General features: G+C 72.7%; 14 protein-coding genes. 7 read left to right on the top strand and 7 right to left on the bottom strand.

Annotation, left to right across the window (positions count from 1 at the left end; all coding sequences use genetic code 11):
- Positions 1 to 64 precede the first annotated feature (64 nt).
- Positions 65 to 2,464, top strand: a complete 2,400-nt coding sequence (locus ACIQRL_RS11200) for a cation-translocating P-type ATPase (RefSeq protein ID WP_401330017.1) — start codon at positions 65 to 67, stop codon at positions 2,462 to 2,464.
- 86 nt (positions 2,465 to 2,550) lie between these two features.
- Here the strand turns inward: ACIQRL_RS11200 and ACIQRL_RS11195 are convergent, their stop codons facing one another.
- The 4 genes from ACIQRL_RS11195 to ACIQRL_RS11180 form a co-directional block, all read right to left on the bottom strand.
- Entirely contained in the window at positions 2,551 to 3,483 is a 933-nt protein-coding gene (locus tag ACIQRL_RS11195) for a hypothetical protein (RefSeq protein ID WP_401330015.1), read from the bottom strand.
- Between the two features lie 232 nt (positions 3,484 to 3,715).
- Positions 3,716 to 4,519 carry a hypothetical protein gene (locus ACIQRL_RS11190; RefSeq protein WP_401330013.1) on the bottom strand — a complete coding sequence of 268 codons (804 nt, stop codon included), beginning with the start codon at positions 4,517 to 4,519 and terminating at the stop codon, positions 3,716 to 3,718.
- Between the two features lie 248 nt (positions 4,520 to 4,767).
- Entirely contained in the window at positions 4,768 to 7,929 is a 3,162-nt protein-coding gene (locus ACIQRL_RS11185) for a sacsin N-terminal ATP-binding-like domain-containing protein (protein ID WP_401330012.1), read from the bottom strand.
- A 412-nt stretch (positions 7,930 to 8,341) separates the two neighbouring features.
- Positions 8,342 to 9,268: a DUF3027 domain-containing protein gene (locus ACIQRL_RS11180; protein WP_401330009.1), complete on the bottom strand. Its 927-nt coding sequence runs from the start codon at positions 9,266 to 9,268 to the stop codon at positions 8,342 to 8,344.
- A gap of 617 nt (positions 9,269 to 9,885) precedes the next feature.
- Between ACIQRL_RS11180 and ACIQRL_RS11175 the strand changes: the two genes are divergently transcribed.
- The 4 genes from ACIQRL_RS11175 (at position 9,886) to ACIQRL_RS11160 (ending at position 13,464) form a co-directional block, all read left to right on the top strand.
- The gene (locus ACIQRL_RS11175; RefSeq protein WP_401330008.1) at positions 9,886 to 11,310 is read left to right on the top strand and encodes an MFS transporter; all 1,425 of its coding nucleotides are present in this window, start codon (positions 9,886 to 9,888) and stop codon (positions 11,308 to 11,310) included.
- A 75-nt stretch (positions 11,311 to 11,385) separates the two neighbouring features.
- Positions 11,386 to 11,892 (top strand): DUF2771 domain-containing protein, encoded by a 507-nt coding sequence (locus ACIQRL_RS11170; RefSeq protein ID WP_401330006.1) that lies wholly within the window; start codon positions 11,386 to 11,388, stop codon positions 11,890 to 11,892.
- Between the two features lie 26 nt (positions 11,893 to 11,918).
- Complete coding sequence (locus tag ACIQRL_RS11165; protein WP_401330804.1) at positions 11,919 to 12,617, top strand: futalosine hydrolase; 699 nt, start codon at positions 11,919 to 11,921, stop codon at positions 12,615 to 12,617.
- Positions 12,601 to 13,464 carry a 1,4-dihydroxy-6-naphthoate synthase gene (locus ACIQRL_RS11160; RefSeq protein ID WP_401330003.1) on the top strand — a complete coding sequence of 288 codons (864 nt, stop codon included), beginning with the start codon at positions 12,601 to 12,603 and terminating at the stop codon, positions 13,462 to 13,464. Before ACIQRL_RS11165 ends, ACIQRL_RS11160 begins: the two co-directional genes overlap by 17 nt.
- Before the next feature lie 61 nt (positions 13,465 to 13,525).
- Here the strand turns inward: ACIQRL_RS11160 and ACIQRL_RS11155 are convergent, their stop codons facing one another.
- Complete coding sequence (locus ACIQRL_RS11155; protein WP_401330000.1) at positions 13,526 to 13,909, bottom strand: cold-shock protein; 384 nt, start codon at positions 13,907 to 13,909, stop codon at positions 13,526 to 13,528.
- Between the two features lie 196 nt (positions 13,910 to 14,105).
- Here ACIQRL_RS11155 and ACIQRL_RS11150 point away from each other — a divergent pair, with 196 nt between their 5' ends.
- The gene (locus ACIQRL_RS11150) at positions 14,106 to 14,357 is read left to right on the top strand and encodes a hypothetical protein (protein ID WP_037624209.1); all 252 of its coding nucleotides are present in this window, start codon (positions 14,106 to 14,108) and stop codon (positions 14,355 to 14,357) included.
- Positions 14,358 to 14,459: 102 nt separating this feature from the next.
- On the opposite strand, the gene ACIQRL_RS11145 is transcribed toward ACIQRL_RS11150, so the two are convergent.
- Positions 14,460 to 15,080, bottom strand: coding sequence for an HAD family hydrolase (locus ACIQRL_RS11145; protein WP_401329998.1), 621 nt, complete (start codon positions 15,078 to 15,080; stop codon positions 14,460 to 14,462).
- 74 nt (positions 15,081 to 15,154) lie between these two features.
- Positions 15,155 to 16,162 (bottom strand): hypothetical protein, encoded by a 1,008-nt coding sequence (locus ACIQRL_RS11140; RefSeq protein ID WP_401329995.1) that lies wholly within the window; start codon positions 16,160 to 16,162, stop codon positions 15,155 to 15,157.
- Positions 16,163 to 16,357: 195 nt separating this feature from the next.
- On the opposite strand from ACIQRL_RS11140, the gene ACIQRL_RS11135 reads away from it, so the two are divergent.
- On the top strand, positions 16,358 to 18,901 hold the full coding sequence (locus tag ACIQRL_RS11135; protein ID WP_401329992.1) for a helicase-associated domain-containing protein: 2,544 nt from the start codon (positions 16,358 to 16,360) through the stop codon (positions 18,899 to 18,901).
- The last annotated feature ends 36 nt before the right edge of the window (positions 18,902 to 18,937 follow it).

The following is an 18,937-nucleotide window of genomic DNA, read 5'->3' as shown; positions in this document are numbered from 1 at the left end:
CCCAGGTCGGAACTTTGGCGCACTCGGCGGGTGAAGCCGCATATCCGCACGTACCGTCGAATGCATGACCCACATCGACGCGGGCGCCGAACTCGATCCTGTGCACCCCGTGCCCATACCCGCCTCCCGGCGGGCCGAGGGGTTGTCGGCCGCCGAGGTGGCCGAGCGGGTCGCGCGCGGAGAGGTGAACGACGTCCCGGTGCGCAGCAGCCGCACGGTGGGCGAGATCGTCCGGGCGAACGTGTTCACCCGGTTCAACGCGATCATCGGCGTGCTCTGGCTGATCATGCTGTTCGTGGCGCCGTTCCAGGACAGCCTGTTCGGCTACGTGATCATCGCCAACACCGGGATCGGCATCGTCCAGGAGTGGCGCGCCAAGAAGACCCTGGACTCGCTCGCGGTGATCGGCGAGGTGAAACCGACCGTCCGCAGGGACGGGGTCGCCGCCGAGGTCAGAGCGTCGGAGATCGTCCTCGGGGACCTCATCGAGATCGGTCCGGGCGACAAGGTCGCCGTCGACGGCACCTGCGCGGAGGCCGACGGGCTGGAGATCGACGAATCGCTGCTGACCGGTGAGGCCGACCCCGTGGTCAAGCACGTGGGCGACGCGGTGATGTCCGGCAGCTTCGTGGTCGCGGGCACCGGCGCCTTCACGGTGACCAAGGTGGGCCGGGAGGCGTACGCGGCACAACTCGCGGAGGAGGCCTCCCGGTTCACGCTGGTCCACTCCGAGCTGCGCAGCGGTATCTCCACGATCCTCAAGTACGTGACGTGGATGATGATCCCGACGGCCATCGGCCTCGTCATCAGCCAGCTCGTCGTCAAGCAGCACGGCTTCAAGGACTCCATAGCGCGGACCGTCGGCGGGATCGTGCCGATGGTCCCCGAGGGGCTGGTCCTGCTCACCTCCGTCGCCTTCGCGATCGGCGTCATCCGCCTCGGCCGAAAACAGTGCCTCGTGCAGGAACTCCCCGCCATCGAGGGCCTCGCCCGCATCGACACCGTCTGCCTCGACAAGACCGGCACCCTCACCGAGGGCGGCATGGACGTCACCGAGCTACGGCCGCTCCAGGGCGCCGACGAGTCGTATCTGCGCAGGGTCCTCGGCGCGCTCGGCGAGTCGGATCCGCGGCCGAACGCCTCCCTCCAGGCGATCATCGCCGCCTATCCGGACAGCGAGGAGTGGCGCTGCACCCAGTCTCTGCCCTTCTCCTCCGCCCGCAAGTACAGCGGCGCCGGCTTCAGCGAGGGCAACGGCGAGTCGAGCACCTGGCTGCTCGGCGCTCCCGACGTGCTGCTGCCCGACGGGGACGCGTCGCTGGCCGAAACGGAGCGGCTGAACGAGGCCGGGCTGCGGGTGCTGCTGCTCGCGAAGACCACCAAGGACCTCGACGACCCCGGCGTCGCGGAGGCCGCTCGGCCCGCCGCGCTGGTCGTGCTGGAGCAGCGGCTGCGCCCGGACGCGGCCGACACCCTGCGCTACTTCGCCGAGCAGGGCGTCAAGGCCAAGGTGATCTCCGGCGACAACGCGGTGTCGGTGGGCGCGGTGGCCGCCAAGCTCGGGCTCACCGGCGAGGTCGTGGACGCCCGCCGGCTGCCGGACGGGCCGGAGGAGATGGCGGAGTCCCTGGAGCAGGGCACGGTCTTCGGGCGGGTCACCCCGCAGCAGAAGCGGGACATGGTCGGCGCCCTGCAGTCGCGCGGGCACACGGTGGCGATGACCGGCGACGGCGTGAACGACGTCCTGGCCCTGAAGGACGCCGACATCGGGGTGAGCATGGGCTCGGGGTCCGAGGCGACCCGCGCGGTGGCCCAGATCGTGCTGCTCAACAACAGCTTCTCGACACTGCCCTCGGTGGTCGGGGAGGGCCGCCGGGTCATCGGGAACATCACCCGGGTCGCGACGCTCTTCCTGGTGAAGACGGTCTACTCGGTGCTGCTGGCCGTCCTGGTGGCGTGCTGGCAGGTCGAATACCCCTTCCTGCCACGCCACTTGACCCTGCTGTCCACGCTGACGATCGGTATCCCGGCGTTTTTCCTCGCGCTCGCCCCCAACACGGAGCGGGCCCAGCCCCACTTCGTGCGGCGGGTGATGCGGTACTCGATCCCGGGCGGGGTCGTCGCGGGCGTGGCCACCTTCGTGACGTATCTGATCGCGCGCCACCACTACACGGGAGGCGGATCACTGGAGGCGGAGACGAGCGCCGCGACGCTGACGCTCTTCCTGGTCTCGATGTGGGTGCTGGCGATCATCGCCCGGCCCTACACCTGGTGGCGGATCTGCCTCGTCGCCTCGATGGGCGGGGCGTTCGTGCTGGTGCTCGTGGTGCCGAAGCTGCAGCACTTCTTCGCGCTGAAGCTGGTCGGCGAGGCGATGCCGTGGGTCGCGGTACTGATCTCGGTGGTGGCGGCGGCCGTCCTGGAGTTCCTGTGGAGGTGGGTCGACCGCCGCGTTCCCGCATAGGGGGTGTGTCGGCCCCCGCGCGGGGAGCTGCGTCAGCTCCCCGGACGGGGGTGCCTCAGCTCCCGCGCGGGGGCTTGCTTCAGGGGTTACTGCACGTCGACGTAGTCACCCACGGCGTTGACGGCCGGGGTGCTCACGGTGCCCGCGAAGCTGTACCGGAAGTAACCGTCGACGGTGGCCGTCGTGGTCGTCTTCAGGTTGCCCGTGCCGTCCGTCTTGATCGTCTTGATCGTGGTGTAGGTGCTGCTGGTCTTCTTGCGGAACTGCAGCTTCACCGACTGGCCGGTGTAGCCGTGGTACGCGAGGTCCTCCCAGTTGGCGCGGGACAGCTTGCCGGTCACCGTGACGGTCCTGCCCTTCTTCACGGGCTCCGGCGCGGCGTTGACGGTCAGCTTGGAGTAGCGCTGGAGCCGGGTGGTGAGAAGCGCGTCCTGGTCGATGTAGCCGACCTTGCTCAGGTCGGCGTTCGGGTCGCTCGGGTCCACGCCGTTGAAGGCGATGCCGAGACCGATGGCCTTCCAGGTGGTGGCGTCGGCGTTGGACACCAGGTCGTAGTCCGGGTAGACGTCGATGGTGGACTTGCAGGTGGCGGTGGTCGTCGAGGTCTCGGTGCAGGACGGGAAGTCGTCACCGACCAGGATGTTGACCGGGTTGTCGTAGCTGCCGCGGTAGAGCTCGACGTCCAGGAGGAAGTCGTCGGCGGTGATGTCGACGTCGGCGCCGTGCTTGACGCTGAAGGTGACCGGAGCGGTGACCTTGTTGGTGGTGCCGACGACGATCGGCTTGCCGTTGTTGACCTTCACGTTCGAGAAGGAGAGGTCGAGCGCGTAGGGCGTGCCGGTGGTGGCGCCCGTGGAAGCCGTGAACGGGGTCTTGCCGGAGGCGGCGCGGGCGGCTTCCTGCACCTTGGCGATGTCCGCGCGGTGGTCGGCGGAGCCGACGGCGTGGGCGCCCGGCGCAACGAAGGCGGAGAGAGCCAGGGCGCCGGAGACGGCGGCCACAGTGGCACGTATGCGCATGCGATCCCCAAGTGGAGAAAGGGGCCCCGGAGGTGGTCGTTCCTTACGGCTCGTCTTCACGCGGGGCCAAGTGATGGTGGAGTCTGTTGACTCGGAAGAGAAGATCACCCGGGCGCACAAAAGGTTGTACGGGAGATGAATTCTTTCCGCGGCCGATGCCCCGGCGTCGCGGCGGGGTGAGAAACCAGAAATCCCCGGCCCTCGGGCCGGGGATTTCTGGTCACCTCATGGACTACTGCACGTCGACGTAGTCACCCGCGGCGCTGACGGCCGGGGTGGTCGTGGTGCCCGCGAAGCTGTAGCGGAAGTAACCGTCGGCGGTGGCCGTCGTGGTCGTCTTCAGGTTGCCGGAGCTGTCCGTCTTGATCGTCTTGATCGTGGTGTAGGTGCTGCTGCCCGCCTTGCGGAACTGCAGGCTCACCGACTGGGTGCCGTAGCCCTGGTACTTGGCGTTGTCCCAGTTCGCGCGGGTCAGGGCGCCGGTGACCGTGATGGTCTTGCCCTTCTTGACCGGCTCGGGCGCGGCGTTGACCGTCAGCTTCGACAGACGCTGGACGTTCTTGGCGCCCAGGTCACCCTGCCACTTGGCGTTGCTGCCGGCCTTGTCGACGGCGAGCGCACCGACCTTCCAGGCACCGGCCTGGGCGTCGAACAGATCATCGGTGTCGTCAGAGGCGGCCGGACGGAACTGGAGCTTGGCCGTGCACTTGAGCACGGTGGTGGACGAGGCGGTGCAGACGCCGGCGTCGTCGCCGATGATGAGGTCGGTCGGCGAGGTGATCGTGGTACCGCGGTAGAGCACCGGACCGCTGTCGAACGAGCTCGCGCTGACGCTCGAAGGGTGCGTCACGGTGTAGGTCGCGCTGACCGTGACCTGCGCGGAGGCGCCGACCACGATGTTCTTGCCACTGTTGATCACGACGCTGGAGAAGGTGACGCCGGACACCGGGTTGCCTGCGGCCTGCGCGGCCGGCACGGCGAGAGCGGAGAGGGCCAGGGCGCCGGTGACGGCGGCCACGGTGGCTCGTATACGCATGGGGTTCCCCAAGTGGAGAAAGGGGGTCCCGGCGGTGGTCGTTCCTCACGGCTCGTCGTCAGCACGGGACCCAAGTGATCACTGAGTCTGTTGACTCACGGAGTGAGATTCGCGAGAGGTGCGACTGGTTGTACGGATGTTGCGAACGAGTCGTAGTTTTTAGGTTTGCGTTGCATACCGATGACGCAACCAAGGGAAAAGCCCGGCCCCGGACGCCCCAGGGCCGGACAAACGTGCCAAAACCTCGATCAGTCGAACCAGCGGTCCCGGGCCAGTTCCTCGGTGCGCGACGGGTCCTCCAGCAGCGCCGCGACCTCGAAGCGGCGCGGCCACTGGCCCGCCGACCAGGCGAGACCGGCGGCGACGCCCTCCAGGGTGGCCGCGTGCAGCACCCCGTCGCGGGTGCGGCGCCAGTCGAGTTCGGTGCCGTCGACCACGAGCTCCTCGTGCTCGACGTACGAGGCGGGGGTCGCGGGGCCCAGCAGGACCCGTACGGACTCCGGTACGTCGTGCTCGGTGCCCTCGGAGGTCACCTCTCCGGTGACCGACTCGCTGAGCCGCCGCACCTGGAACAGCTCGGCGAGTTCGGCGGCCCGCGACGGCGGCACCGGCAGCAGCGGCACCCCGTCGGTGAAGGCCAGCAGATCCGGTGAGTCCACGACCATCGCGTCGGCCGCGTCCACGACCCGCACCTCGCCGTCCACGACGGCCCGCAGCTCGTCCGGCAGTGTCACCTGCTCGGGGTCCAGATAGGCCAACGCGCCGTAAAGAGCGTGCAGTTGGGAGCCGGAGACCTCGCGGTCCGGGTCGGCGAGCCGGTCGAGGAGTTCGGCGGCGCCGCCGGGCTCGTCGAGGAGGGCGGCCACGGACGTACGGACGCCGAGTGCCCGCAGCACCTGTTCGTCGTCGAAGCCGGTCGCGTCGGCCTCGTCGTACAGACCGCGCAGCAGCGGATCACCGCCGGCGGCGAGCAGACCGGCCGGCCGGCGCCCGTCGAGCACCGGATGTCCGCGCAGCCACCAAGCCGTGTACGGCCGGACGATCTCGTGCGTGCCGTCCGGCAGCAGAATGCGCACCTGCTGGGTGATGGCGTCCCGCAGCGGCGGCTGGGCCAGCAGCGCGAGCGCCTCGGGCCACCGGTCGTCGTCGACGAGGTCCAGATCCCGTACGGCGACGATCTCGGTGGCGACGGGCGGCACCGGCGAATCGGGCAGCCGGTCCAGGACGTCCTCGCACCACACGTCCACCGCGTCCAGCAGACCCGCGTCGTCGGGCTCGGCGAAGTCCCCGTCGCGCGGCTCCAGTTCGTCCGGATCGAGGACGACGTCGGTGGCACGCACCAGGGCGAAGCCCGCGAGGACGCCACAGGCGGCGAGCGGCTGCTCACCCCAGCGGTCGGCCAACTCGGGTTCGACGAAGGCGAGTTCGTCCTCGCGCATGACCCGGGCGAACGGGCTGCCGGGCAGCACGAGTTCACCGGCGGGCACGAGTTCGCCCTCGTCGTCCGGCAGCGCGAGCGCGCCGAGCCAGGGCTCGTCGCCGGGTTCGAGCGCGGCGTCACGGACCAGGGCGAGAACGGTGTCCGCCAGTTCCTCCGCGTCCGGGGTGTCCTCGTCCCACGCCCCGCCCTCGTCGTCGAGCGAGGCGGCCACCGCGGCCCGCACCTGCGGGGTGGTGAGCACCGCGCGGGGCGAGGCCGGGAGAGCGCCGAGCTTCTCCAGGAGCGGGTGGGCGGCGTCCGGGTGCGCGACCTTGAGGCCGAGCCGGGCGAGGGTGTCGGGGGCCACCAGGGACCCGTCGGCGGTGGGCAGCAGGATCTGGCGGGGCCCGATCGTCGTACGGCCGTCGGCCAGCGGGACCGGCAGTCCGGACAGCCGGTCCGGGTCGGCCCCGGCCAGGCTGTCGTACAGGCGGTACCACCACTCCGGGTCCTTCTCCAGACCGGCCAGCCGGTCCACGGCCTCGGTGAGCGGAACCCGGGCGACGCCCAGCGTGCGCAGTTCCACCCGCCGCTCCAGCCCGGCGGGCAGCAGGCTGGGCAGCACCTCGGCGAGCACCCGGACGGTGTCGGCGCCCGCGCCCTCCACCACCTCGGCGTCACGTGGCCGCAGGGCGACGGGGTTCTCCGCGGGGCTGCTGTCGGGCCAGTCGTCCGGGGTGTCGGCGGCCGGCATCCGCTCCGGGGGGACCGCCGGCGGCAGGAACGCGGTGCGCGGCAGCCGGTCCAGGATCGCCTGGCGCAGGGCGCCGTCCAGCTCGCCCTTGCCGAGCGGGCCGGGCACCAGGTCGATGATCCCGGTGTCCACCGGCCGCCAGTCGGCGAGGAGTTCGGCGTAGGCGTCCGCCGCGCGCTCCACCAGGAAGTCGGTCAGCGGGCCGGGGGCGGCGTGCCGCCGGGTGGTGTCGAGCGGGAGGGAGGCGATGAGGAGCGCGGGCACGCCGAGGGCCTCGTCGCTGGGTGTCGGCGCGTGCACGACGGGGCTGGTCCGCGGGCGGGCCGGGGCTCCCTCGGTGTCGACCGGGACGGCCCAGGTCACGGACCAGTGCGGGCGCAGCCGCTCCTCGACCGGACGGTCGGCGAGCAGGGCGGGGTCGAGGGGGCCGTGCCGGTCGAGGGTGCGGTAGCGGGTCACGCCGTCGCGGGAGTCGTCGATGACGGCCCCGTGCTCGGCGGCGGCGCGGCGCAGGGTGCGGATCTCGGCGTCGCCGATCTCGACGACCACTTCCTCCAGGCCGGGAAGGGCGAGCAGGAGAGCGTCGTCGATGGTGCGCAGGAGACGCTCGGCCAGGTCCTCGGCGGCGGTGTCGCGCAGCGGCAGGATCACGGCGGTGTCGTACGGGTCCGGGGCGGTGCCCTCGGCCGCGAACGGCAGCCGCAGCAGCGGCACATGGCCGTCCCGCCGGCGGATCTCGTCACCGAGGCCGGCGCTGCTCCCGGCGGTGCCGGCGGCGAGATCGCGGGCCTCGGCGAGCGCCCAGCGGACACCGCCGTGGCGTCCGACGACGGCGGGCTCGTCCGTGACGGCGAGGACCGCGGCGAAGCCGACACCGAAACGGCCCACGGCCGTGTCGGCCGCGTCCCGCTTCGCGGAGGCACGGAGGGTGGCGAGTGACTCGACACCGGCCGCGTCGAGGGGGGCGCCGGTGTTGGCCGCCACCAGGACGCCGTCGCGCAGGGTGAGGCGCAGCCGGCCCGGGGTGCCGGCGCGGGCCGCCGCGTCGGCGGCGTTCTGGGCGAGCTCCACGACGAGCCGGTCGCGGTACCCGCCGAGGACGAGGTCCTCCTCGGCGTTGGCGTCCTCGCGGAACCGGGCCGGGCTGGTCGCCCAGGCGTCCAGTACGCCGCGGCGCAGGCGCGCCGTACCGAACGGGTCCGCACCCTCGGCAGCCGGCCGCACGAACTTACTCACGGGTTCACTCTCCCTCTCGCCTGACGCGACCGCGAATGCTGCACCGGGTCGCGGCACGAAGGTACCGCGCGCTCTCCCTGGCTCCCGCCGCCGCGTGCCGCCCCTCGGCCGCAGGGCCAGGGTCCGACCTCGCCGCCCCACACCTCGGGCGCAAGATTCAGCCCCGCCGGCCCACCCCTCGGGCGCAAGATCCAGCCCCTCCGGCCCAATCCTCGGGCGCGGGGCAAGATTCAGCCCCTCCGGCGTTCGAGGAGCGGGGTCTGGGGCGGAGCCCCAGGTGCGACGGGGGTCCCCCCTGGTCGAGCGAAGCCGAGACCTTGGGGGCGGAGGGGGCGAAAGAAGGCTGTGGCTGTGCCGAGGTGCGGCCCCCGGGAGGGAAAGGCCCGGGCAGGGAGGGCCGCCGCCTCGGGGGCTACGAGTGGCCGAGCTCCGCTGTGGACTCGTCCGGGGTCACGGGGACCGAGCCCGAGTCCGGGGACGGACGCAGCGGGAACGGGTCCACCTGGGTCTCGTCGATCACGGGAAGCGGCGGCCGTGGAGGCGTCGGCATGACCGCAGCCTCGGAATGCCCCCCGCACCCGTACGCCAGGGACACCACACGCCCGTCCGCCGGCGAGAACTCGTTCGCACAGACACCGAACGCCTGTCCGAGCGAGCCCCCGATGCGATTCAGGAAGCCACAGCTCACGCACGAGGCCGGCGCGGCCTGCGCCATCGCCGTCTTGGGTCCGTACGAGTCCTCCCAGCGGTCGGCCGCGACATGCAGCCCGTACCGGGAGAGCACCCGGGCCCGGCGCAGCCCCAATTCCTCGGCCACGGACGCGATCGAGCCCCGGCGCGGGGCCATCGGCAGGTTCGCGGGCGTACCCGCGGTCACCTCCGCGTCCTCCGCCTCCACCAGCTCGGCCATGTCCTCGGAGACCGCGGAGTTCGGCGCGGGCTCGTCCTCGCCGGAGTAGCCCGGCTCCAGCCGGAGATCCTCGGCGTCCGTGGGCAGCAGGTCCCCGGGGCCCATGTCGCCGGGGCGGAGCCGCTCGCTCCACGGCACCCACTCCGGGGCCAGCAGCGCGTCCGTGCCGGGCAGCAGCACCGTCTCGTCGAGGGTGACGAGCTTCGCCCGGGAGGCGCGGGCCACGGTCGACGCCCAGCGCCAGCCGCGGTACCCGGGTTCCTTGCACTCGAAGTAGTGCGTGACAACGCGGTCCCCCTCGGAGACCAGACCGAGGTGCTCGCCGACGATGCCGGGATGGGCGGCTTCCTCGGCCGCCGCGCGGGCGAGGTCGACGGCCTCGGCGCACAGACGGTCCGGGGTGCGGCTTCGCGTTGTCGCTGCGCTCACAGGTATCGCTTCTCTCCTACGCCGTCTCACGGGTGCGCCCATCCTCAGCGGGGGTGCGGACGGAGCGGACCGGTGGGCCGCGTCGACGTCCGCGCCCGATCGCACTCGGGCGCACCTACGCCATCCATTCTGCGGGATGGCCGAGAGGCGCGCGGCCGAGAACAATCGCCGCAGGCGCTTTACGCACGCTACCTTCTCCTGGCCCCTGGGCCCACACCGGCGGGCGTCTTCGGCGCTCCGCGCCGGGATCTTTGCCGCTCCGCGGCGATTTCTCCGGCGCTCCGCGCCAAAAGTTTCCCACCCACACCACCCGTCTCACCCCGTCGAAAAGTGATCCGCCCAGCCCCGCCCCGTCTCGCCCCGTCGAAAAGTGGTCCGCCTAACCCCCCACCCGTCTTCCCCCGCCGCCAAAGAGCGGTCCGCCTCAACCCCCGCCCGTCTCCCCCCGCCGAAAAGTGATCCGCCTCGACCCCCGCCCGTCTCCCCCCGCCGAAAAGTGATCCGCCTCGACCCCCGCCCGTCTCCCCCCGCCGAAAAGTGATCCGCTCGGCGCCCACTCGGCCCCCATACGCGCGGTAACCGCACTACGCACCCCGAACTCGGGGCACTATGACGGAGTGGCATCCGCAAGGTCGCCCCAGGGAGCAACCGGTATCGGTGGCGCCAAGGGGAGTAACCGGAGTGGCGGATCGGGCCGGGTGACCGGGTCCGTCCGTGCGGTGGGACGTGCCCTGCACTTCCCGGTCACCCGGACGGCGCGCGGCATCCGCAAGGCGACCCACGCGCACGGCGCGGGCGAGTCGGGCCTCGGGAAACTGATCGAGCTGCACGCGGTGAACGGCGCGGGCGACGTCATGATCACGGTGGCGCTGGCGTCCACCGTGTTCTTCTCGGTTCCGACCGACGAGGCCCGCGGCCGGGTCGCCCTCTACCTGGGCATCACGATGGCGCCCTTCGCCCTCCTCGCCCCGGTGATCGGCCCGCTGCTGGACCGTCTGCCGCACGGCCGTCGGGCCGCGATGGCGGGCTCGATGCTCGCCCGGGCGATGCTCGCGCTGATGCTGGCGGGGGCCGTCGTCAGCGGAACCTTCGAGCTGTACCCCGCCGCACTCGGCGTGCTCGTCGCCTCCAAGGCGTACGGCGTGGTGCGCAGTGCGGTCGTGCCCCGGCTTCTGCCACCGACGTTCTCCCTGGTCAAGGCCAACTCACGGGTCACTCTGGGCGGGCTGCTGGCCACCGGTGTGGCCGGGCCGATCGCCGCCTTGCTCCAGACGCTGGGGGCCCGCTATCCGCTCTACGGCGCCTTCACGATCTTCATCGGGGGCACGTTCCTGTCGTTCTCGCTGCCGCCCAAGGTCGACTCGGCCAAGGGCGAGGACAAGGCGCTGCTCGCCGCCGACGAGGAGCATCTGCACGGCCCGCACCTGAAGAAACCCCCGCGCCCCGGACTGCGGACCGTGGGGACGGCCGTCACCCACGCCCTCGGCGCCAACTCCTCGCTGCGCTGTCTGTCCGGCTTCCTGATCTTCTTCCTCGCCTTCCTGCTGCGCGAGCACCCGCTCAGCGGCAAGAGCGCGGCGGTCTCGCTCGGCCTGGTGGTCGTCTCGGCGGGCGTGGGCAACGCGCTCGGCACGGCCGTCGGAGCCTGGCTGAAACAGCGCGCCCCCGAGATCATCATCGTGACGGTGGTGGCGTTCGTACTGGCCGCCGCGATCTTGGCGGCGCTCTTCTTCGGCACTCTGATGGTGGCGTGCCTCGCCGCGGTCGCCGGGTTCGGGCAGGCCCTCGCCAAGCTGTCCCTGGACGCACTGATCCAGCGCGACGTCCCCGAACTTGTCCGGAACTCGGCCTTCGCCCGCTCCGAGACACTGCTCCAGATGGCCTGGGTCCTCGGCGGGGCCATCGGTATCGCGATGCCGCTCAACGGCCCGCTCGGCCTCTCCGTGGCCGCCGGGATCGTCGCCGTCGGGTGGCTGACGACCGTGCGGGGGCTGCTCTCCGTGGCACGACGCGGCGGATCGGCCCGGCAGCGCGCCTCCTGAGCCGCGCGGGGGCCTCACACGGCACGCCGCACCCCACGTGGGGGCACGGGTGGGCGCGCCCGATAGCCTTCGGCCATGACCTCCCTGCCCCGCGGCAGAGCCGCTAATGGACAACGCGCTGCGCGCCGTCGCCGCGCCGTCGCCACGGTCGGCGCCGTTTCCGCCGGACTCCTCGCCCTGTCCGCCTGTGACAAGCCGACACCGATGGCCACCGTCACGGTCGGAACGAAGTCGGTGAGCTCCGAGGCCGACTGCTACAACGACGGCAACGCCGTGAAGACCGCGGACCTGACGACCTGCCTGCGGTCCAAGGACATCAAGTCCATCGACGTCGACCCCGACGCGACCGTGCGGTTCGGCGTGGACCCGAAGATCGCGGACAACGGCTGGACGATCCTGATGAACGGGCAGCAGCTCCTGCCCGAGAGCACCAAGAAGACGTACCTGACCATTCCGGGCAGCGTGTTCTTCAACCAGCAGTACGGCGCCACCGGCAGCTCGACGCTCGTCTCCGTCAAGGAGGGCGACAAGACCGTCACCGGCCTGTGGTCGTTCAAGTTCAAGAAGGACTCGGACAACTGATCACCGCCGCCGGGCCGAGGGTGCTCGTGGCCACCGCCGTCTCCGTGGAGAGGGAAGCGGTGGCCGCGGCCTCGTCCGGCACGGCGCACGCGATACGGCTTCCGGGGGCGACGCTCCACCGGCTCGGTGGGCTCGATCTGCTCGCCGCCGGTGTCGGCCCCGGCCTCGCCGCCGCCTCCGTGTCCGCGGCGCTGACCGCCGCCGCCCTCGACGGCGCGCCCTACGGCCTCGTCGTCTGCGCGGGCATCGCCGGCGGATTCCAGCCCGGCGCGCCCGTGGGATCGCTCGTGATCGCCGACGACATCGTGGCGGCGGACCTGGGCGCCGAGGCGCCGGAAGGCTTCCTCCCGGTCACCGAGCTCGGCTTCGGGACCGTCAGCCATCGCCCACCGGCCTCACTCGTACGAGGGGTCGCGGCCGTCACGGGTGGACGGGTCGGAACCGTCCTCACGGTGTCGACCGTGACCGGCAGCGCCGCCCGCGCCGCCGAACTGCGCGCCCGGCATCCCCGGGCCCTCGCCGAGGCGATGGAAGGGTTCGGGGTCGCCGAGGCGGCCGGCGCGCACGGCGTGCCGGTGCTGGAGATCCGCGCGGTGTCCAATCCCGTCGGCCCGCGCGACCGCGCCGCGTGGCGCATCGGTGACGCCCTCGCGGCCCTCACCGAGGCATTCGGGAAGCTGTGGCCCGTCCTGGAGAGTTGGAACCCGCATGAGCGCACCCACTGAATCCGCCGAAGCCCTGCGGATCGCCTATTCGCCCTGCCCCAACGACACCTTCGTCTTCGACGCCTGGGCACACGGCCGGGTCCCGGGCGCGCCCGCCCTGGACGTGACCTTCGCGGACATCGACATCACCAACGGCATGGCCGAGCGCGGCGAGTTCGACGTGCTGAAGGTGTCGTACGCCGTGCTGCCGTACGTCCTCGACGACTACGCGCTGCTGCCGTGCGGCGGCGCGCTGGGGCGGGGCTGCGGGCCGCTCGTGCTGACGAGGGAGGCCGGTGCCGACTTGACGGGTCGTACCGTCGCCGTGCCGAGCGAGAAGTCGACGGCGTATCTGCTGTTCCGGCTGTGGGCGGCGGAGACGGTTCCCGGCGGGGTCGGTGAGATCGTGGTCATGCCGTTCCACGAGATCATGCCGGCCGTACGGGACGGGAAGGTCGACGCGGGGCTCGTCATCCACGAGGCGCGTTTCACGTACCAGAACTACGGGCTGCACAAGCTCGCCGACCTGGGCGAGCACTGGGAGCGGACCACCGGGCTGCCGATCCCGCTGGGCGCGATCATCGCCAGGCGGTCGCTGGGCGCGGAGCGGCTCCGGGAGCTCGCCGACGCCGCCCGGACCTCGGTCCGCGCCGCCTGGGACGATCCCGAGGCGTCCCGCGGCTACGTCCTGGAACACGCGCAGGAAATGGACCCGAGCGTCGCGGACCAGCACATCGGCCTGTACGTCAACGAGTTCACGGCCGATCTGGGCGACGACGGATACGCGGCGGTCCGCGGACTGCTCACGCGCGCGGCGGCCGAGGGACTGGTGCCACCCCTCGGCCCGAACGCGCTGGACTTCCCCTGATTTCCCTTCCGGACCTTTCCGAATTCTCCTCAGCGGCCGGTCGGGGGCCGCTGACGGAGGGTCACACGTCGAGCTGGTCGGCGACCGCGCGCAGCAGTCCGGCGATCTTCTTGCCGGAGGCCTTGTCGGGGTAGCGGCCCCCCTCCAGGGAAGGCGTGATGTTCTCCAGCAGGGTCGTCAGGTCCTGGACGATGGAGGCCAGTTCGTCCGGCTTGCGGCGCTGGGCCGCCGCGACCGAGGGAGCCGGCTCCAGAAGGGTCACCGAAAGCGCCTGATCGCCGCGCTGACCGGCCACGACGCCGAACTCGACGCGCTGGCCGGGCTTGAGGGCGTCTACTCCGGCGGGCAGGACCGAGGAATGGACGAAGACGTCGCCGCCGTCGTCACGGGAGAGAAAGCCGAAGCCCTTCTCGGAATTGAACCACTTGACTTTGCCGGTGGGCACGTCTGTCCTCGTCCTCGTACTCGTCGGGAACTTCTCTGGAACGGCTCGGGTGGTTGCGGGGGCAACCGCCCGTAAAACGCCTCTGGATAGCACTAGAGCGGGTCAGCCGACCCGCCGGTACCAAGGCTAATGGTCCGTCGGCTCGTGACAAGACGTCGCTGGATTGTTCCTTCGCGCAGGGAACTACCCTGGTCGGGTGCGTGACAAAACCCAAGCGAATTCCCCCGAAGCCGGTGACCGGCTGATCCGTGCCGGTGCCATCGTGTTCTTCATCGGAGCGTTGGCCACACTGGTCACCGTGGCACCGCTGTTGCTCGGTACGAAACCTTTCCCGTTCTACATGTTCGGCTTGAGCATGCTCATGGGCGTCGGATTCCTGCTGGCCGCGGCGGGCGTGCTCCAGTCCGCCGCGCAGGGCCGCCGCCGGGCCCGCGCCGCCCGTTCCTGACGGCGCTCGTTCCCGGCACCCGCCCGGCCCGCGCCCTGCGGGTTCCCGGCGCGCCCCCGACAGCGGTCGTTCCGACGGACCGGTGTCGGCGCCGTCATGCCCTCACCGGTAGTTCTCCAGCCAGGCCGGGAACTCCGTGAGATCGCCGAGGACGACGTCCGCGCCCGCCGCGCGCAGTTCCTCGGCGTCGCACGGCCCGGTCGCCACGCCCACGGCGTACGCCCGCGCCGTGTGCGCGCCGCGTACGTCGCCGGTGTGGTCGCCGACGTACACGCTCGCGCCGTGCTCGCGCAGGGCCACCGCCTTCTGCTCGGCCCACAGGTTGCCGACGAGTTCGTCCGCGTCGATGCCCAGGTGATCCAGGTGCAGCCTGGCGTTGGGCTCCCACTTCGCGGTCACGACGACCGTGCGGCCGCCCGCCGCCCGTACCGCCGCGACGGCCTCGCGCGCGCCGGGCATCGCGAGCGTGCCGGTGATCGCGTACGTGGGGTACATCCCGCGGTAGAGGTCGGCCATCGCCGGGACCTCCTCGGCGGGGAACCAGTTGACGAGCTCGTCCTCCAGCGGCGGCCCGAGCCGCGTGACCACGAGATCCGCGTCGATGTACGTCCCGGTCCGCGCCGAGATCGCCTCGTAGCAGGCGTGGATCCCGGGCCGGGAGTCGATCAGGGTCATGTCGAGGTCGAAGCCGACGGTCAGCGCGGGAGACGTCATATGGGCCATTGTGCCCAGGCCGCCGGGCGCCCGGTCCAGCGCTTTTCCGCGGCGCCGGTCCGGCCGTTCCGGGGCGCCGGGCGTCAGCGGCCCCGCTGGGAGCGCCAGACCACGTACAGGGCCGAGGTGACAGCCGCGCCGCGGACGACCCAGGGCCAGGTCTGGGCCATCGCGTCGTTCATGTGGCCCTCGGCGATCGGGGTGCCCCAGCGGCCGTTCGTACGGCCCCAGAGCCAGACGAGGCCGGCCGTGGCGGACAGCCCCGGCAGGACGAGGACGGCCCACTTCGATTCCGCGCGGCTCAGCCGGCGCGAGCCGTAGGCGATCAGCCAGCCGAGGCCGAGCGCGAACCAGTTGCCGAGGACGGCGCCCGCGACGAGGAGGGCGGCGGCGAGCAGGAGCAGCGGGTTGGTGTAGCCGCTCAGGCGCGGGAGGCGGCGGCGCAAGCGGCGCCCGACGGCGGCCTCGGCCGCCGGTTCGTCCTCGGGGCCCGGTGCCGCCGTCTCCTTGGCCGGGTTCGCGTCCTCCTCGGCCGCGCGGTCCTTGTCCCCCGGGGGCGGCCTGAGCAGTTCGGGGATCTCCACGCCGCCGACGAACCCGGGCACGCTGTCGCCGAGCCCGAAGGGGCTGTCGGTCGAGCGCCACCAGTCCGGCCGGGTCGCGCTGTCGCCCAGTTCGCGGGCGCTCGCCAGGTGGGGCGGGGACGGCGTGTCGGCCCCCGCGCCCTCGGCGGGCCGCTCCTGCGAAGGGCGCGGGCGGGGGACGACGCGGCGCAGTCCCTTGGGACGCTCCTCCGGTTCGGCGGCGGCGCGCTGGGCGGGCACCTCGGCCCAGGTCCGGGTACCGGCCGCGGTGCCGCCGACGCCCTGTCCGGCCGCCGCGACGATCTCGTCGGGGCTGCCGAGGCGGTCGAGGATGCGGCGGACGGCGGCCGGGCTGTCGACGGCGGCCTTCGCCCGGCGGCGGTCGATCTCGCCGCGCAGTTCGGAAACCAGGCGCATCCGGGTGCCCGACGGCAACTGCCGCTGCTGGGCCAGGTCGCCGACCCGGCTCAGATAGTCGAAGACCAGCTGGTCGCTCTCGATCCCCACGAAGTCCCCTCCGGGGCCGGTGCGTTGGATACCCCGCGGTGACGAAGGTACCGGTTTTTCCGTGTGCGGGAGCGACCCGCCCGGGGCTCGGGCAGCCGTACGACCGTCACCGCCCGCCCCGGCCGCGGGGCCGTCGGACGCTCCACGGGCCGGGGGCCGGGCCCGGGGAGGGTGCCACCCGCTACCGTTGACAGGATGAGCCCCGAGACGACCGCCCCGCGGTCCCTGGCGGAAGCCCTCCGCGCGCGGGACGACGCCTCGCTGTCCGCCCTGCTGCGGTCCCGGCCGGACCTGATCACCCCCGTGCCCACGGATCTCACCCAGCTCGCCACCCGGGCGGGCACGCGAGCGTCGGTCGTCCGTGCCCTGGAGCGTCTGGACCGTTTCACGCTGCACACGGCGGAGGCGCTGGCGGTGGCGGGGGAACCGGCGACGTACGACGAACTGCTCGGGCTGCTGGCCGGCGACGACGCCGACCCCACGGTCACGGCGGCCTTCCCGCACGCCCTCGGGACCCTGCGCGAGCAGGCGCTCCTCTGGGGTGGCGACGACCGCCTCCGGCTCGTGCGGACGGCACGCGAGCTGCTCGCCCCGTCGCCGCAGCACCCGTCCCCGACGGGGCTCGGGCCGACGGTCGGCGAGGCCACGGCGGGCATGTCGCCGGGACGCATCCAGGAGATCGTGGCCACGGCCGGCCTGGCGTCCACCCATGACTCCGTGTCGGCGGTGGCCTCGCTGAGCGCCCTGTTCGCCGACCGGATCCGGATGTCGGCGCTGCTCGACGAGGCGCCCGCCGAGGCGATCGAGGTGCTGTCCCGGCTGGTGTGGGGGCCGCCGTACGGGCAGGTGACGGCCGAACCCGCGGCGCATCTGCGCTGGCTGATCGGGCGGGGGCTGCTGCTGTCGACGGGTCCTGGCACGGTCGTGCTGCCCCGGGAGGTCGCCCTGCATCTGCGGGCCGGCCGCGCGCACCGGGTGACGGAGCCGCTGGCGCCCGCGGTCGAGGCCGCCGCGCCCCACCGTCCACAGGTTGTGGACGCCGCCGCGGCCGGTCAGGCGTACACGACCCTGGCGACCGTCGAGGAACTGCTGAAGGACTGGCACGAGGGCGGTCCCCCGGTGCTGCGCGCGGGCGGGCTGAGTGTGCGGGACCTGAAGCGGACGGCGGTGGCGCTCGACGTCTCCGAGCCGATCGCCGCGTTCTGGGTGGAACTCGCCTACGCGGCGGGCCTGGTGGCGTCGGACGGCGAGGCCGAGGAACGGTACGCGGCCACGCCGGCCTACGACGCGTGGCTGGAGCTGCCCGCAGCGGAGCGCTGGGCGCGGCTCGCCTCGGCGTGGCTCGCGGCGACCCGCACGACGGGTCTGATCGGCGGCCGGGACGCGAAGGACCGTACGCTCTCGGCGCTCGGCCCCGGTCTCGACCGTTCCGCGGCGCCGGAGGTCCGCCACCGCGTCCTCGCCCTGCTCGCCGAACTGCCCGAGGGGTCCTCGCCCGCCACGGACTCCCTCCTCGCCCGGCTGCACTGGGAACGGCCCTCGCGCGCTGCCCGGCCCTCGCCGGACGACCTGCGCGCCCGGCTGGCCCGCTGGACGCTGTCCGAGTCGGAGCTGCTCGGGGTGACCGGCCGGGGCGCGCTGTCCGCGCAGGGGCGGGCGCTGCTGGGTCTGCCGTCGACGACGGCCGCGAAGGGCACGGAGCCGTCCGGACCGGGTGACAGGCTCCCCGCCCACAAGCGGCACCACCCCGTGACCGCCCCCGTGCCGCACTCCCCCGCCGAGCGGGCCGCGGCGGCCGCCCGAGCCGCCGGGCTGCTGGCTCCGCTGCTGCCCGAGCCGCTCGACCACGTCCTGCTGCAGGCGGACCTGACGGCGGTCGCGCCCGGCCCCCTGGAGCGCCCGCTGGCCGACACGCTCGGGGTGCTCGCGGACATCGAGTCCAAGGGCGGGGCGACGGTCTACCGCTTCACGCCGGGCTCGGTGCGCCGGGCGCTCGACGCGGGCCGTTCGGCGTCCGACCTGCACGCCTTCCTCGCCGCCCACTCCCGTACGCCGGTCCCGCAGCCGCTCGCCTATCTGATCGACGACATGGCGCGCCGGCACGGCCATCTGCGGATCGGGGCGGCGTCGGCGTACGTCCGCTGCGACGACGAGGCCGTGCTCAACGAGATCCTCGCCGACAAGCGGTCGCAGGAGTTCGGGCTGCGGCGGATCGCTCCGACGGTGCTGGCCGGGCAGACCGATCCGGCGAGCCTGCTCACCGGGCTCAGGTCGATGGGGTTCGCGCCCGCCGCCGAGTCGGCGGAGGGTGACGTCCTGATCAGCCGGGCGCACGCCCACCGCACCCCGCCGCGCACCGCCCCGGAGCCCGTCCCGGACGGCCCGCCGGTGCCCGACGCCACCCTCCTCGGCGCCGCGGTCCGCGCGATCCGGGCCGGGGACCTCGCCTCCACCGCCCCGCGCAAGGAGGACCCGGCCGCCGGCCGTCCCGGCGACGGCGGGCTGCCCCGCACCAGCTCCGCCGAGACCCTCGCGACGATGCAGGCCGCCGTCATGACGGGCGAGGCGGTGTGGATCGGCTATGTGAACGCCGAGGGCGCCGCCAGCCAGCGCGTCATCGCCCCCATCCGGGTCGAGGGCGGCTTCGTCACGGCGTACGACCACACGGCGGACGAGGTCCGCACCTATCCGCTGCACCGGGTCACGGGGGTGGCGGAGCTGGCCGACGACCAGCCGTGATCACCCGCCGGTAGGGCACACTGGACGTTTGGCCGA

Source organism: Streptomyces sp. NPDC091209 (assembly GCF_044757755.1).
GTDB lineage: Bacteria > Actinomycetota > Actinomycetes > Streptomycetales > Streptomycetaceae > Streptomyces.
This window is presented reverse-complemented; position numbering and strand designations above follow the sequence as displayed.

Excerpts from the sequence above, each read along its gene's own strand:
- ACIQRL_RS11160 (WP_401330003.1), top strand. The coding sequence starts at position 12,601 with ATGAGCGCACCCACTGAATCCGCCGAAGCCCTGCGGATCGCCTATTCG.
- ACIQRL_RS11170 (WP_401330006.1), top strand. The coding sequence starts at position 11,386 with ATGACCTCCCTGCCCCGCGGCAGAGCCGCTAATGGACAACGCGCTGCG.
- ACIQRL_RS11145 (WP_401329998.1), bottom strand. The coding sequence starts at position 15,080 with ATGGCCCATATGACGTCTCCCGCGCTGACCGTCGGCTTCGACCTCGAC.
- ACIQRL_RS11190 (WP_401330013.1), bottom strand. The coding sequence starts at position 4,519 with ATGCGTATACGAGCCACCGTGGCCGCCGTCACCGGCGCCCTGGCCCTC.
- ACIQRL_RS11200 (WP_401330017.1), top strand. The coding sequence starts at position 65 with ATGACCCACATCGACGCGGGCGCCGAACTCGATCCTGTGCACCCCGTG.
- ACIQRL_RS11135 (WP_401329992.1), top strand. The coding sequence starts at position 16,358 with ATGAGCCCCGAGACGACCGCCCCGCGGTCCCTGGCGGAAGCCCTCCGC.
- ACIQRL_RS11195 (WP_401330015.1), bottom strand. The coding sequence starts at position 3,483 with ATGCGCATACGTGCCACTGTGGCCGCCGTCTCCGGCGCCCTGGCTCTC.